Annotated in this window: 9 protein-coding genes; 5 read left to right on the forward strand and 4 right to left on the reverse strand. The window is 30.2% G+C overall.

Annotated elements, in window-relative coordinates; all coding sequences use genetic code 11:
- Positions 1-52: 52 nt before the first annotated feature.
- The 4 genes from MTQ00_RS18990 to MTQ00_RS19005 form a co-directional block, all read right to left on the reverse strand.
- Positions 53-3,223, reverse strand: a complete 3,171-nt coding sequence (locus MTQ00_RS18990; RefSeq protein WP_273650646.1) for a lantibiotic dehydratase — start codon at positions 3,221-3,223, stop codon at positions 53-55.
- 4 nt (positions 3,224-3,227) lie between these two features.
- A complete protein-coding gene (locus MTQ00_RS18995) occupies positions 3,228-4,421 on the reverse strand; it encodes a lanthionine synthetase C family protein (protein WP_273650647.1) in 1,194 nt (397 codons plus the stop codon).
- 222 nt (positions 4,422-4,643) lie between these two features.
- The gene (locus MTQ00_RS19000) at positions 4,644-4,853 is read right to left on the reverse strand and encodes a class I lanthipeptide (RefSeq protein ID WP_273650648.1); all 210 of its coding nucleotides are present in this window, start codon (positions 4,851-4,853) and stop codon (positions 4,644-4,646) included.
- Positions 4,854-5,130: 277 nt separating this feature from the next.
- Positions 5,131-6,882 carry a helix-turn-helix domain-containing protein gene (locus MTQ00_RS19005; RefSeq protein WP_273650649.1) on the reverse strand — a complete coding sequence of 584 codons (1,752 nt, stop codon included), beginning with the start codon at positions 6,880-6,882 and terminating at the stop codon, positions 5,131-5,133.
- Between the two features lie 195 nt (positions 6,883-7,077).
- Between MTQ00_RS19005 and MTQ00_RS19010 the strand changes: the two genes are divergently transcribed.
- From MTQ00_RS19010 to MTQ00_RS19030, 5 genes are all read left to right on the forward strand, one after another.
- On the forward strand, positions 7,078-7,260 hold the full coding sequence (locus tag MTQ00_RS19010) for a hypothetical protein (protein WP_172284227.1): 183 nt from the start codon (positions 7,078-7,080) through the stop codon (positions 7,258-7,260).
- A gap of 32 nt (positions 7,261-7,292) precedes the next feature.
- Entirely contained in the window at positions 7,293-9,467 is a 2,175-nt protein-coding gene (locus MTQ00_RS19015; protein ID WP_273650650.1) for a prolyl oligopeptidase family serine peptidase, read from the forward strand.
- Complete coding sequence (locus tag MTQ00_RS19020) at positions 9,468-11,651, forward strand: lantibiotic dehydratase family protein (RefSeq protein WP_273650651.1); 2,184 nt, start codon at positions 9,468-9,470, stop codon at positions 11,649-11,651. It abuts the gene before it with no gap.
- Entirely contained in the window at positions 11,652-12,500 is an 849-nt protein-coding gene (locus MTQ00_RS19025; RefSeq protein ID WP_273650652.1) for a thiopeptide-type bacteriocin biosynthesis protein, read from the forward strand.
- Positions 12,501-12,669: 169 nt separating this feature from the next.
- On the forward strand, positions 12,670-14,901 hold the full coding sequence (locus MTQ00_RS19030) for a CocE/NonD family hydrolase (RefSeq protein ID WP_273650653.1): 2,232 nt from the start codon (positions 12,670-12,672) through the stop codon (positions 14,899-14,901).
- Positions 14,902-14,928: the final 27 nt, after the last annotated feature.

The raw sequence follows: 14,928 nt of genomic DNA on the forward strand, positions 1-14,928 counted from the left end.
TTCATTCTTCTAAGCTGTATTACCAGAAGAGACGTAATTCCCTTTAAAAACCTTATTTTGCTAAAATCTCAACCGGCTTTTTTACTTTATTCTGATTGATCTTTTGATTATAATATCTTTTAAGGATATGGTATAATGAAAATTCGTATAGTCTTTGTTTATTAGTAAAAAGCCTATTGACACTCATATGTATAATACTTTCTACTAATTTATCATGAGAAAGCTGATGCAGGATTATTTCTTCCCTTATTAAGCTAAAGTAATGATCTATAATTTGAAACAATATTTCTCCTTCTTCTATATCTTCTACTTTCTTTTCATCTATAAGATTCTTATAATAGATTCTCTTTTGATTATAATCCTTATCTAGCTGGACGATTGTTTCCCTGCTGAACGAAAATTCGTTAGTAAAGTAATCACAAACATTGCTTGTATATTGACAAGCGTCTTCCAAAGAAATATTAAATGCTTCTATATATTTGTGTACAATATAAATTCCCACTTTCCATTTGATCTCTTCAGGATTTTGATAATTATGAGTGATTACTGTTAACAATTCTGTCAACATCATGCTGTCGTGAAAGAATATACTTTCAACAGGCTCGATAGTTTTCGCCCCATACCTTTCTAATTCTCTTTTATAAGTATTTTGAGAAATATCTATGATTCGTTTATCTTCATATAAGGCATTGAATACTTTATTTAAAGCTAAATGAGCTATTGTTGATTGTTTATTGCTGAAAATTCTTAATCTTATATGATAGTCTGGATCATTATATCTAATAAAAAACCACTTGTCAATACTTTTGTTTTCTATTAATACATCAAGTTCTTCCTTTAGATCAGTTAAAACTTTATCAGATTGATTAGATCCCATATAGATATTATAATATGTCCAATCACTTCCAATTATATAATTTCTTTGAGCACTCAATTCTTTTTCAGAACAATAAATATCATTAGAACTTATCTGAGTGGGAATTTGTTTTTTGAAAAAGTAAAGCATTTCATTATGATACTCATTTCCGTCAGTATCTTTGATCGCTTTATATTCTTCCAATATAGACTCTTGGATATTAATTACGGAATGTTTTTTAGCTTCTTCAATAAATATTTTCAAAGATGTAGCATGATGTGAATTAATCATCATTTCATTATCAAACATACTGATACTAAAGAAGGCTGGAATTCCTTTTTCTTTTGTATACTTTTCCCATGTTTCCAACAATTCGTGATCTGAAGAAGTATTTTCCAGGGCCTCAATAACTGATTTTGGTATTTTCCAGGATGCCTTTCTTAAAATGATGTTTTTATAATTTATTCTTGGGATTCTTTCGAAGAAGTCGGGTAAAAAACCTAAATCCAATGCATAGCTTCCAGTCCCCTGAAGTTCCTGAAGTTCGGCTAAAAAGGTGAAAATTGGTAATCCTTTTGCTTTGTAATTTAAAGCACAACTTAAATAAGGTAAGACTTCTTTTTTCTTTTGTTTTGACCTTAGTATAAATTCATCATTAACAAGTTTTATTTCCAAATCTGAAATTGGGATCTGATATTCTTGATCTACACTTGAATTTACTAAATAAGGTATCTCATATTTTCTTGAATTTGCCCTGTGCATAACATTTCCTAACCGATCCTGAGGAAGGTGGTTGAGCTCAGCAACAATTTTATCATGATGAATTTTTTCCTCGGCATCCACAATGTCATGATAAAGATCTTTGATTTGATCATCTATTGTTGAAAATCTTCCAATAAGGAAGTTGGCTGTAGGTCCCCCAGCGTATTTTAAGAATATTTTTTTATTATTTTCTTCATTGCTAACAAGAGATGTTGATACACAAAACGTTGCATTAAGTGATTTTTCGTCTTTAGGGAATTTTTTAAGTTCAGATTCTGTGATCTCAATATCGCTGGAATGACTAGATAAGCCAGCTAGTATTTTGTCTTTCCAAAAATCGTGTAAACTATTGTCCCATGTAATTTTTGTTAGAAGTGATCTATTTCTAGCTGTGTATTGGAAATCATCAACCAAATAATTTTTATGGGTACCACTTTTGTCTCCATATCCAATACCATATTCCATATCAACGGCGTCTGGTACAGGGACCCATTGGTTTTCATATCTCTTAGCAAAACTCTTTTTAAAGGCTTTTAGTTCAGAATTTTCTCTGCCTTTTAAACTGAGTCTGGTTAAAGCGTCCATTGCCTCGTATATAATCTTAATGTTTTCAGAATCAAAAGATGAGTTATTAGGCTCTTTTATTAAATCAGCTTGTAATAATTTACTTTTTGTAAAATATAAATTCCCAATACTTCTTATAGATTGGTATAGCTCTTCCAGTTCTTGGGTGTGATTTTCAAAATTTTGATTATCTAAGGTAGCTACCTTATCCAAAATATCTTCTATTTTTTTCTTTAGCTTCTGAATTTCAGTATTTTTTCCTTGACATTCACTATCAATTCTCATTAACGTGGAAATAATAATATTTTCATGACTTTCCCCAGTCGTAGAAGGTTTTAATTCAGACATGAAGATTTGAGCGTCAATTAATTCTTTTATAAAGGATGATCTTTCTTCATAGGAGTAGTCTTTAATTAAATCAAAATCGATCATCTCATGAATATAGCGTCCGTCTCTGGAAAACTTTAAAAGCTCCTCGATAATTTCAGAATACTCTACAGATGATAAATCATAACTTTTTCCTCCCTGTTCTAAGCTAACCTCTACATATCTGTATTTATTACCAAGTTTGTATAATGAGTTATTGGGCTTATATTTTAAATATGGAAAAACATATTCCTGCTTTTCAACATAGTCAGATAATTGATATAAGAATTCCATATCAAATTTAACTTTGACATGATTATAATCTGAGTTTGCATTGGGAATGCAAAGTTGGGTATTTTGTTGATGAGATTCTTCAACGACAGAAATTCCCGAAAAGGTACCGAAAGGAGTAGATCTGGTAGACATTCTTGATAAATATTTCAATACTGACTTTTCCAGTTTTTCTTTCTTTTTAAAATCTGTAATTTTATTGTTCAGGTAAAGATTTATTTGTTCTGATAATTCTGGCGAAGCATAATGGATTGCTATTCTAATTTGATCATCTTGTCTTATGACTTCCCAGATATCTGTAGTAGGCTCAAAAATTTTTTTAAAAAATGATAAAGGCAATGCCGGAGTCCTTATGATGGCTTTATTAAAATGTGTATAAGTCATATCCTTAGTTTAATAATAAAATATTATCCCAATCTGAATCTAGATTACTGTTTTCTCGCATTAATAGCATAATTGCTATTCCAATTTTTCCATTGAGTAATGATATAGTACTTGTATATTCATCATCTCCAACATAAGTTCTATAACTATGAGACTTTTCGTCTACTGAGTAAAAATCGAGAGTAGTTTCAAACCATTTTTGGGATGATTCCTTTAATTTTTCATTCGAGGTAATTTTATACAATTTTTCGTAGATGTATGAAACACCTGCAGTACCGTGGCAGATCATGGCATCTTTAACAACGAATCGTTCATGGTCTCTCTTCAATGCATTAATTGCAACTTGCTCTGCTATCGAATAGAGATAGGAGTCTTCCAGAAAGACAGCACTTTTTAATAATCCCAATGCAATAATATTGTCTCCGTAACACCATCCTAATGGAGCGTTATATGTACTTTCTCTGTTTGTATAGATAATACTTGGAAATTGACAAGAGTTTTCTTTTTTATAAAATTCCAATATCTTATTTGAAATGGCCTTAATTATGGATCGGACATCATGAGATATCTGGTTTGAATATTTTATAAGGAGACATAAGTTTGAAATGAGTCCATGAGCCATTCCTAAATTATATTTAGCTGTATAATCTCCTGATTCATCAAAGAATTCCAAACTATTATCTTTTTTTATTTGCTCTTCTACAATGAAAATATATTTTGAAAAAAAACTATCAATTTTTTCTTGTAATAAGACATTTTCACTTGCCCTCTCTAACAGACAAAGTGCAATTCCCAATCCGCCATGTAAGAAATCAAACTTTTTATTGTGAAGGCAGGCATCAATTTCTTGCAATAAAATGGTGTCAAAATCTTTTAAAACGACTTCAAATTCTTCTGAAATTATTTTTTTCTTTTTTAAAAGATTCAGGGCATATCCTATTCCTGCCAAACCATTGCAAAATGAATTGCCACCAGAATAATTATCTTCATTGATATCTTGAAAAATTTGGGTAATTACATCTCCAATTTTATCAATGTATTGAGAATCTTGGGTGTTCTCATATAATAAATAATATAAAATCAATACACCGGCTCTACCATTGAATAGAGAGTTATCATTAGTATTACATACATTCTCTGTTATATCTTGTTCCAGCTCGTGTATAATATTGCTGATATTTATATGTTTTGTTTTCATAGTTAATTATGATAAAGTGGTGAGTAATAGTTTTATTAATAAAAGAGCAACAAACAGCATATTTGAACTTAATTAGAGTAATTCGGTGTTGTGACGTATTGAGTTGTTAAAAATCAGTACAACAGATATAATCTATAAGCGATTAATATTATTATATTAAGGAATTAACCCCGTATAAACGGGGCTAGTTCCAAAATATAATCTCTTATACTTTTATTAATCTTAACCTTGAGGCTCTAAACCTTCTTCTTTTGGTCCAAGTGGTTTTGTAGTAGAAGAATCCATTGTAGAAGTACACCATCCACAAGTGAACCCAGCACATGTGCTACCTCCAAAATTTCCTCCTTTTACATTTGACATTCCCTCTGCACTTAGTTGAGCGATTTTTTCCTTGTTTAAGCTTAATTTGCCTAATGATACTTGTTTTTTCATTGTTTTAATTTTGATTTTTAATAATAATTTATTCTGTCATATAATCCCTGACATCCGGGAGTGTTTGCTATTAGCGTAATATTCTTGTCTTTGTGCGCACAATTAAAAAATATTATTTGTTAACCAATTTTTGTTTTTGATTACAGAGCAAACTTACAGAACAAAACATCCCGAAAAAAAGGAATAGGATGTGTATTTATAAATGTATAGGCATTGATTTATAAATATATTTTATTTAAGTATCTGTTAATTAGGTTTTTGTTAAGGATTTTGAAGTTTAATTCTGATTATGGGATTTTTCTACCTCTTTAATATAAATGGAAAGTGTAGTTCCTGTTTTTTTCTTAAAAGCAATGGAAAATGCTTGTTCATTATTATATCCCAATTCCTCTGAAATGACAGAAAGCTTGTAAGATCTAAACTTTTTATCATGAACTAATCTTGTTAACGCATAATTAATACGAAGATCATTAAGGTATGATGCGAAATTTTTTTCCTTATATGTATTAATAACATCCGATAAATAGGCAGAATTTGTTTTTAAAGTTTTTGCCAGACTACTAAGTGTAATTCCCTTTTTCAAAAATTGTTGCTTGGTCTCGAAATTTTCTAATCCCTTTAAAATAAACTGTACAACATCTTCAGGAATTGATTTAGATTTAGATTCAATTTGATTAAATGGTATCTTTTTATCAGAGATCTCAGTAATTACGACATTAGGCTCTGGTTCTGTAAACGCATTATTCTTTTCTTCTATGGAATGAATTAATTTCTGAGCAATTTCTCTATGCCGTTTTTCCGAGTTTTTAGATTTTTTATAGAGATATAAGAGGACTAAAAGACCAATAAATAATATACTTATTGAGATGTAGAGAATTTTTTTTCTGTTTTGTAGGTCATTAATTATATTCTCTTTTTCTTTTAATAATTGAGGAGTATCATATCTTCTAGGTAATTCTCGCGAAATATATTTAAATTGCGAATCTAATAATTTATCAACCTTTAAGAATCGCTCGATATAGTAAAGTTGTTTTTCTTTATTATTTTTTTCTTTATAATAATCAATCAAGTAAGTATATATATCACGAAGTTCAGGAAAAGTATTGTTGCTTTTTTGTTCTATAGAGTCAATTGCAATAAAGTTTTCTGCTGCTTTATCCTTATTTTTCAATCCATCATAGGCTTTTCCCAGATTTAATAATGTATAGCTTATATTTAGATCATTTTCATTTTTGGCAAAAAACTCTTTACATTTTAATAATTTTTCAATGGCAATATCATATTTGTTTAATTTCAAATTATAAAAGCCATCTAAAAATAAATATTGGTGATATTTGTAACTATTCTTATTTTTTAGTGCTGCTTGAACACCTTCTTGTATTAATATTCTAGCAGAGTCCATTTTATTAATCTCAATATAGGTGTCAGCTAAATTATAATGGATTCTACCCTGCTCAGCTTCGTTGAAGTAATTTCCATGATACAGGTAGAATCTTAAAATTTTTGCAGCTTCTGCATGTTTTCCAATATAATTATTTAGGTAAGCAACGCTAATATTTGCAATAGCTATTTGCCTTTCATTATTTTTTTCTTTCGCATATTTTAGACCTAGCATATAATTTTCAAATGCTAGTTTTAAGTTATCATGTCTTAAGTAAAGATTACCACGTAATAAGTAAATTCGTGCAGGATATATTTTTTGATCAAGATCTTTTTTATAAATCGATATGCTATCTATATATTTTAGAGCATTTTGAAGGTCTAAATTAAAATGCATGAGAACATAGCCTTCAGTTATTTCAGTAGTATTTTTCTCGTTTTTTGCTTTTTGCAAATAATATTTTGAAATTACATTAGCATTACTAATTTTATCGTTACCCACATAATCATAGAATTTTTCTTTTAATTGGGAATATGAATATATTTTTAATGTATCATTTATCTTACCTTTTGAAGGTGAAAGGTTAAATACTAATATGAATAATAATAAATATGCTGATCTCATTGTTCCACAAATAACTGGATGCAAAATTATAATTTTTTTAATAAATTATATCGACAAATAATGAGTTATTCTGTTTGTGTTTAAATGTTTGTTTGTCAGTTATTTATTTGTGTTTTTATTAAGTTAGATTTATAAATTTATATGTATTTATAGATGTGCAATTAAAAAAAATTACTTTATTTGCAACTCTTAATTATAGAACTTAAATTTTAAAAAAAAATGGAAAAAAAGAAAAAATTATCTTTGGAAAAAATTCAGATGGTGAAAATTAACAATTTGAGCAAAATTGTTGGTGGAGGATCTAAGAACACTGTAATAGGATTTGAAAATACGGAAGAAGGAGGATGCCATGATCCGAATAATACAAGCAAGCCAGTTGAGACAATACATGCAACTGCCTAATAATTTAATAAAGAATGAAGTTTAGAATATTTTTGGTTATTTCTATTTTAAATAATTTTTTATATTCACAAACACCATTAGCCCCATCAATCCCTGTTACAGACAGTTATTTTGGGGCTAAAATCGTAGATGAATATAGAAATTTAGAAAATTTAACTGATCCTGACACAAAAAGATGGATTAATATTCAAAATGACTATACAGATCTTATCCTAGATAAAATCCCAAGGAATAACTATTATCTGAATAAAAGACTTGAGCTTGAAAAAAGACAAGGCTATTTTATTTCAGAACTGAAAATTATAGAAAATAATAAATATTTCTACTTAAAAAGAAATGGTGATGAAAAAATAGCTAAACTTTATTGTAGAAATGGGTATGATGGCAAAGAGGAGCTACTATATGATCCAATTAATTTTATATCCTCATCAAAAAGCAGCGGGAAGGATAACGAATTTAAAATCAATCTAATAAGTCCGAGCTGGGATGGTAGCAGAGTAGCAATTTCATTATCAGAAAAGGGTAAGGAGATATCCGAAATAATAATACTGGAAGTAAAAGATAGAACGATCCACCCGGAAATTATTACTCATGCAAATCCATCATCCATTGCAGGTGTTAAATGGCTGGATGATAATTCAGGTTTTTTTTATGTATATTATCCTGTAATTGATCCTAAATCTCAATTATTCGCAAAAAATACTCAGGTAGTCTTACACAAACTAGGAGAAGATCCTAATCACAGAAGAGATGTGTTTTCTAAAAAAAATAATTCTGAATTAAATATAGCAGCAGAAAAGTATCCCGGAATTTTAGCATTTAATCCAGATGATCAATATTATATTGGAATGGTAGTAGATGCGGAAGACTATAGGGATACATTTATTATTAATAAAGACGATTTTTTCAAAAATAAAAAGAACTGGAAAAGCCTGTATAAAAAAGATGATAAAGTTTTTTATGTAAGATTGGCGGGGAATGATATTTATTTTCTTTCAGGTTATAATTCTTCCAATTTTAAACTGTGTAAAACAAGTGCACAAAATCCAAATTTTAGAAATCCTGAAGTTTTAGTTCCGGAATATAAAGATGAAGTATTTAAAAGTTATGTAATTACAAAAGATGGAATTTATTATACCACAACAAAAAATGGAGTAGAAGCTAAATTATACCTTTATAGAAAAGGTCAACAAAAGCTTATAAAGCTTCCCTATGTAAGTGGAAATATAAATCTACAGGCGAAAGGCCAAAAATTTTCAGATATATGGATCAATTGTTCAGGATGGGCAAATGATGAACAACGGTATAAGTATGAGTTGAAAGATGATAAATTTATACTGGAAAATTTAGTTCCAATCATAGATTATCCTGAATTTAAGGATATTGTAGTAGAAGAAATTACAGTAAAATCTTATGATGGTGAAGATATTCCTTTATCTATTATTTATAATAAAGCTTTAAAGAAAGATGGTAAGTCTCCAATGCTTATTTATGGTTATGGAGCCTATGGTGAATCTTATCGCCCTTTTTTTGCAAGAAGTTATTTAATTTGGGCTAATCAAGGAGGTATAATGGCTATAGCACATGTCAGAGGAGGAGGAGAAAAAGGTGAAAAGTGGCATCTTGATGGACGGAAAATTAAAAAAGCGAATTCCTGGAAAGATTTGATATCATGTACAGAATATATGATCAATCAAAAATATACTTCTCCTGATAAAATAGCTGTTTGGGGACAAAGTGGAGGTGGTATTTTAATGGGAAGGGCAATTACAGAAAGACCGGATTTATTTAAAGCTGCTATTATTGAGGTTGGATCTCTGAATACTTTAAGGGGTAAACTGAATGGTATAGGAGGTACTGATGCTGATGAATTTGGAAATATAGATGATCCGGAAGGTTTTAAAAGTCTTTTAGAGATGGATTCATATCATCATATTAAAAAGAATGTTGAGTACCCTGCCACTTTATTAATTACCGGAATGAATGATACAAGGGTTGCGCCTTGGCAATCAGTTAAGTTTGCTGCAAAACTAAGTGCATATAAGAAGCCTAATAATCCTACATTACTGAAGGTTAATATGGATTCTGGACACGGTGTAGAAGATCCAGCTTATAAAATTCATGAAAGAAATTCGCTAATTTATGCTTTCGCTTTTTGGCAGCTAGGTCATCCAGACTATCAACCTGTAGAAGATACAAAAAAATAAATGCCACAATTTCCCTATTCATTTTTTGACCAATATGTGGTCCGCATACCTCACTATTCAAATAAAGAATTTCTAGAAAATTCAAATAAGAAGTTTTTTAATGATGAAGATTTGATGGAAATTTGTAAACGACCTTCTTTTCAGGAATCTATTTATCTAGCATCTCCAAATCTTTACGAAGAAATTATTCAATGGCTGGATTCAGGAAAAAAGCTTGCACCTAAAAAACAAGATAAACTGAAAAGCACTATAATAAAATATTATGGTCGTATGAGTACACGATGTACGCCATTCGGGTTGTTTTCAGGTATAGGATTGGGCGAATTTAAACATACTGTTAAAAAGCATGATGGAGGAAGGAAAATTCGTCAAACTAATTTGGATATGCTTTTTTTGGTTGCATTAGCTGATTATTTAGCTAACGTGCCAGAAATTAAAAGTAAGCTTTTATTCTTTCCTAACAACAGTATTCATATAATTGGAAATAAAATTCGCTTTATTGAATACGAGTTTCATAATGGAAAAAGAGATTATATAATATCATCGGCCCCACTTTCTGACGAACTTAAGAAAGTATTATATTACGTAAAGGAAGGACGAACAATTATTGAAATTGCAGAAATACTAATTGAAGAGGATATAACCATAACAGAGGCTATCGGTTTTGTTGAAGAACTTATTGAAAACCAGGTTTTAATAAGTGAAATAGATCCTAATGTTTCCGGGAATGATTTTTTAGATGAACTAATTTCTGTACTTGATAAAATTGGGGCAAAAGTTGAAATTGGGGTTTTGACATCTATTAAAGATAAGTTGAGTGGCTTAGATGATTGTTTTGGAAATCACATTGGCGTTTATAGTGAGATTGAAAACCTGATCAAAAGTTTTGGAATAGAATACGAAAACAAATATCTTTTTCAGACTGACATGTATTTTTCAGATCAATTTGCATTGCCGGTCTTTTGGAAAAAAGAACTTAAAGAAACAATCAGTTTTCTAAATAAGATCTCTTTGAAAAATAATGATACTAATTTTGATAGGTTTAAAAAAGCATTTTATAATAGATTTGAAAGTGAGGAGATTCCATTATTATATGCTCTGGATACAGAAATTGGTATAGGGTATTTGCAAAATGCCAGTGCCAAAGGAGTGCATCCTTATTTAGATGATCTGGTAATTCCTGAAGAAAAAAGGAAGTCAGAGTTGAATGCCAAGTTCAACCCTGTTCAGGTTATTTTAAACAAAAAAGTTCAGGAAAGCATACTAACAAATAGTTATGCGATTAAGCTTTCCGATCAAGATTTCGAGGGCTTTGATGAAAATTGGGGAGATTTACCAGACACTATCTCCTTCATGGCTGAAATAATAGTTGCTGAAGATCAGGAAAAATTATACATATCCAGTAGCGGAGGTGCAAGTGCAGCTAACTTGCTGGGCAGGTTTTGTTCAGAAAAATCGGATATAAAAAATTTAACGAAAGCAATTGCTAAAAAAGAATCAGAATTAAATAAGAATGTTATTCATGCAGAGATTATTCATTTGCCAGAAGCAAGGATAGGAAATGTGATTAGAAGACCATCTTTACGAGAATATGAAATTCCTTATCTGGCACAATCCACTTTACCTATAGAGAATCAGATTTTTATTGATGATTTATATATTTCTTTTAAGAATAATAGGATTGTCTTGCGTTCTAAAAAATTAAATAAAGAAGTTATGCCTTATCTGAGCAATGCACATAATTATTCTGCTCATTCTTTACCTGTTTATCATTTTTTATCCGATCTTAATGCCCAGGATCGTAGAGTTGGAATATATTTCAATTGGGGGGATTTAAAAAAAATCTATTATTTCCTTCCAAGAGTAGAGTACAAGAATAGCATTCTCTCTAAGGCCCAATGGCGTATTACGGATGAGCATATAATTGACGTGAGCCAGTTAATTAGTGATGAAGAATTGTTTTTACAGAGCTTAAAAGAGTGGAGAGAAATTCGAAAAATTCCTAACTGGATACGGTGGGTTAAGTCAGATAATACTTTGACTTTAAACCTGGATAATTACGAAATGGCCAAGCTTTTTGTACAAACAATAAAAAGCAAAAAATCAATATTCATTGAGGAGTTTTTATATGATGCTGATGATTTTAGTCATCAGTTTATATTTCCTCTTTATAGGAATCAATAGATGGAAACTGAAACTATAAGAAAATTTACTCCTGGTAATGAATGGATATACTTTAAAATCTATACCGGAATAAAAACAGCAGATTATATTTTAGATGAAGCAATCAAGCCTTTAGCTGATTATCTTCTACAAAGCAATATCATTTCAAAATGGTTTTTTATCAGATATCATGATCCTCAATCACATATACGGGTTAGATTAAAATTAAATAGTGCTGGAGGCTATGATGAAATTTTAAAAAAAATAAACAAAAGTCTAGAGGATTATACGGTGAGTGGAGAAATCTCTAATATTCTCATTGATACTTATAGTAGGGAGATTGAAAGGTACGGTGAACATACTATTGAAGACGCAGAAACCTTATTCTCTTTCAATAGTAGTTTAGTTTTGGATTGTTTATATATGGATGATGAAGAGAAAATTTTATTAAGTCTTTTTCATATTGATAAAACATTGGATATGCTTCATCTTTCTATTGAGGAAAAACTTAGTTGGCTTAAAGACTATAATTATGCATTTAAGAAAGAATTTAATTCTGATAAAAGCCTCAATAGTCAACTGGATAAAAAATACAGAGAAATTAAGCCTAGATTAATTGACTACTTTCTTTCAGATAATTATAGAACAATAAGAAATAGGATTGTTTATAGTATTACTAACAGTAGGCAAGTATTTGACAATATTAATCAATCCATAGAGTTTAAGGGGCAAAGTTTTTTTCAAAGTATATTCCATATGAACATTAATAGACTTTTTGCTTCCGATCAAAGAATATTTGAAATGATTATATATGATTATTTACACAGATATTATAAAAGTATTCTTTTTACAAATAGACCAAATTGGTAATCTTTGTTGATTACGGTCGAATGTTAGTTAAAGCGTTTTGAAAGCCAGGTGTTTAGATTGATCTTTTGAAAGATTAATCTTCGGGTTATGAATTATTCTTATTTTTGTGATAAGAGGCTTTACTAATTTATTTCTATCAAAGATCACAAATATTATAAATATTATTAAAATGAAAATAAAACTGGTAATTATCGTATTGTTCTTTATCAATACCATGTCAGCACAAAAAATATACTTTCCAGCAAAGGCTGCAAATGATTCCTTAATTCTCGAAAAAAATATTTCAGATTTTGCTGCCAAGTCAGTTGGGAAATATGAAAAATCTAAAGGATTAGATTCTTTGGAAAAGCAACTGAAATTGGAAATTTTAGCAGGTCGTTTTAAAAACGCCGTTACAACTATTGGGAAATACAGAAATGTTTTTGCAAACAGTAAATATGCCTGTACCAGATTTGTTAACTATGAAATATATGCTTTAGCTAAAGATATTGAAAAAAATGAAAGAACGGTTTTTCCAAAAGCACTGGAAAAAGCTTTTAATATTAAATATGCTGAGCTTCCTGAAAAATATTCATTCCGGGTGGCTGAAATCTTTAGTGAAGATATTCCATTACAGAGAACTAAATTGAAAAAAGGCTTGATGGCACTGAAGAATGATAGTATTGCGAATGCGGCAGCATTGGGGCTTGCTATGAGTTACCTGGATCTAAGGGTTTCTTCTCAAATTCAATCTAAAGTGACAGACCTTTTAATTTTAAAAGACAAAGAAAGATATACGATTGAGTCATTTAATTTAAAAACAAGCGGTGGGGGCAATGTTGAAATAACAATTATGCGTAGGAAAGGGAATGAAAAACCTTTGCCGGTTATTCTTACCAATAATATCTATGCCGGAAAATATGATTATGCTGTTGGAAAAAGAGCTGTAGCATACGATTATGTCGGAGTGGTTGTAAATACGCGTGGGAAGAGAAATAGTCCGGATGAAATAGAGCCTTTCGAGCATGAATCGCATGATCTTTATGATGTAGTCGACTGGATCAGTAAACAGCCGTGGTGTAACGGAAAAGTTGGGATGATTGGTGGTAGTTACTTAGGCTTCAGTCAGTGGGGAGCCGTGAAAAAACTACATCCAGCGCTAAAAACAATTGTACCTCAGGTTTCCGTAGGAATTGGAATTGATTATCCGATGACTAATAATGTATTTATGAGCTATATGCTGCAATGGATAGCATATGTCACTAACAACAAATTAACAGATGAATCTGATTTCCGGAATTTTGCAAAATGGGATTCTATTAATACAGCTTGGTATAAAAGTGGAAAGTCCTTTAGAGCTCTTAATTCTGTAAAAGGTATAAGAGATAAAATTTTTCAAAGATGGCTGGACCATCCAAGCTACGATAAATTTTGGAAAGACATGGTCCCTTACAAAGAAGATTTTTCAAAAATTAATATTCCTGTTCTTACTACAACGGGGTTTTATGATGACGATCAGCTTGGAGCGATGTACTATTTCCGGGAACATCTTAAATATAATAAAAATGCCAATCACTATGTTGTAATGGGGCCTTACGATCATGGAGGAGCTCAAAGTTATGGTGTAAATATATTAAGAGGATATAAAGTAGATCCTGTGGCCAGAATCAATATAAGCGATCTCGCTTTCTCTTGGTTTGATTATATTCTGAAAGACGGGATGAAACCTGAACTTTTAAAAGACAAGATAAATATTCAAATAATGGACACTAATGAGTGGCTCCATGTACCTGCCTTAGAAAAATCGCATAATAGTAAACTAAAGCTTTATTTCACAAAAAAAGAAAATGAACAATTGGTTTTGACTAAAGATAAATCTGGTGTATTGAATTCAACAAAACAAACAGTTGATTTTAAAAATAGAGACGATAAAGATGTATATTTTAAAGTAGGAAAAAGTGATAGTATAAAGATAAATAATTCTCTTGTTTATCAGACAGAGGTATTGGATAAAGATCTTATTATTAGTGGTGCATTTAATGCACAGATAAAAGCGGCTTTGAATAAAAAAGATATGGATATTACAATATCCTTAATCCAGATAAAGCCAGATAATAAAATATTCTTTTTATCCGACTTTCTTGGAAGGGCCAGCTACGCTGAAAACAGAGAAAAAAGACGTCTTCTTGAGCCTGGAAAAATTGAAACCATTCCGGTCGTAAATTCGATGTTTGTTAGTAAAAAAATACCTAAAGGAAGTAAATTGGTTGTAATTTTAGGAGTAAACAAGAATTCAGCATATCAGGTCAATTATGGTACTGGAAAGGATGTAAGTGAAGAAACAATTGATGATGCTACAGAACCATTGAATATTGAATGGTATAATGATAGTTATATAGAAATTCCAACTATCGAAAAGTAGAGTTATTTATATAAAAGTGATAAATTC

The organism is Chryseobacterium sp. B21-037 (genome assembly GCF_028570785.1).
Taxonomy (GTDB): Bacteria; Bacteroidota; Bacteroidia; order Flavobacteriales; family Weeksellaceae; genus Chryseobacterium; species Chryseobacterium proteolyticum.

What these genes read in the sequence shown, in the direction of transcription:
- MTQ00_RS18990 (WP_273650646.1), bottom strand. Translation starts at nt 3,223, where the DNA reads ATGACTTATACACATTTTAATAAAGCCATCATAAGGACTCCGGCATTG.
- MTQ00_RS18995 (WP_273650647.1), bottom strand. Translation starts at nt 4,421, where the DNA reads ATGAAAACAAAACATATAAATATCAGCAATATTATACACGAGCTGGAA.
- MTQ00_RS19000 (WP_273650648.1), bottom strand. Translation starts at nt 4,853, where the DNA reads ATGAAAAAACAAGTATCATTAGGCAAATTAAGCTTAAACAAGGAAAAA.
- MTQ00_RS19010 (WP_172284227.1), top strand. Translation starts at nt 7,078, where the DNA reads ATGGAAAAAAAGAAAAAATTATCTTTGGAAAAAATTCAGATGGTGAAA.
- MTQ00_RS19020 (WP_273650651.1), top strand. Translation starts at nt 9,468, where the DNA reads ATGCCACAATTTCCCTATTCATTTTTTGACCAATATGTGGTCCGCATA.
- MTQ00_RS19025 (WP_273650652.1), top strand. Translation starts at nt 11,652, where the DNA reads ATGGAAACTGAAACTATAAGAAAATTTACTCCTGGTAATGAATGGATA.
- MTQ00_RS19030 (WP_273650653.1), top strand. Translation starts at nt 12,670, where the DNA reads ATGAAAATAAAACTGGTAATTATCGTATTGTTCTTTATCAATACCATG.